This window comes from Aeromonas sp. QDB25 (assembly GCF_027707725.1).
GTDB classification, from domain to species: Bacteria; Pseudomonadota; Gammaproteobacteria; order Enterobacterales; family Aeromonadaceae; genus Aeromonas; species Aeromonas caviae.
The window spans coordinates 1-1,215 of sequence record NZ_JAPCIZ010000210.1 but is presented as its reverse complement, the minus strand read 5'-3'; the positions used below and the strand labels follow the sequence as shown (position 1 = coordinate 1,215).

General features: G+C 49.9%; 1 protein-coding gene. It reads left to right on the top strand.

Features of this window, described 5'->3' with window-relative positions; all coding sequences use genetic code 11:
- Positions 1–86 precede the first annotated feature (86 nt).
- Positions 87–1,184: an ISAs1-like element ISAs1 family transposase gene (locus tag PG883_RS23510; protein ID WP_264787208.1), complete on the top strand. Its 1,098-nt coding sequence runs from the start codon at positions 87–89 to the stop codon at positions 1,182–1,184.
- Positions 1,185–1,215 lie beyond the last annotated feature (31 nt).

Below are 1,215 nucleotides of genomic sequence, written 5' to 3'. Positions count from 1 at the left end.
CAGGGCGGGATCGCACTTTGTTAATGAAATTTGAACAGGCAGATCGTCTGTGATCTAATCGCGTCTCCATGCAGGAGGCACGCGCTATGACGTTGATTGAACACCTTACCCTTGTCGAAGAAACTCGCTCTGAGATCAATCGTAAACATAACCTGGTTGATGTCATGTTCCTTGTCATCAGTGCCATCATGAGTGGTGCCGAGGGCTGGAATGACATCGAAACCTATGGCGATTCAAAGATCGATTGGCTCCGTCAGCATCGCCCCTTTGCCAACGGCATCCCGCGGCGTCACACGGTTGCCCGCATTCTGCGCTGCATTGTCATCGATACCTTGCTTGAAGCGTTGCTGTGCTGGGTCAATGAACAGCGCACTCATCAGGGCAAACCCATCATTGCCTTTGATGGCAAGGTGTTACGCGGCTCCTTTCGGGGAAATGCCAAGGATGCGCTTCAGTTGGTCACGGCTTACGATACCGAAAATGGGCTGGTGTTAAGCCAGAAAGCAACCCCTAACAAGAAGGGGGAAATCGAAACCGTCAAAGATATGCTGGACATTCTTGAGCTAAAAGGAGCCGTTGTCACACTCGATGCGTTGCATTGTCAGTGTGAGACACTGGAGAAAATCAGCGAGAAGAAGGCTCATGTAGTGGTACAGGTCAAGAATAATCAACCGAAGCTGTATCAAGCGGTTCAATCGCAATTCCAGTCACTGTTTGACGCCCAGAAAGAGAAGATTGTCGTCGAGCACAAAGAGAGTGGACATGGCCGCCAGGAAGAGCGTTATGTGTTTCAATTAAAAGCCAAATTACCGCCAGAGTTGACGGAGAAATGGCCGACAATCCGCAGCATCATTGCCGTTGAGCGTCACCGCAGCGCCAACGGAAAAGGAACGGTAGATACCTCTTACTATGTCAGCTCGTTATCCCCCAAGCACAAGCTGTTAGGGCACTATATACGGCAGCACTGGCGGATAGAGAACAGCCAGCATTACATTCTTGATGTGGTGTTCAACGAGGATGCTTCCAGGATAGCGATGGAGGATGCGGTCGAGAATATGGCGCTATTCCGGCGGTTCGTATTGAATATCGTAAAACAGAGCAATTGTGGTGCTCGAAGTCAGAGAAACAAGCTAAAAAGAGCCGGCTGGAATGACGACTATCGGGCTCAGTTATTCTTTGGTTAAAATATCAACAAAGTGTGCTCCCGCCCTGACC

Coding starts and splice junctions, on each gene's coding strand:
- PG883_RS23510 (WP_264787208.1), top strand. CDS start 87: ATGACGTTGATTGAACACCTTACCCTTGTCGAAGAAACTCGCTCTGAG.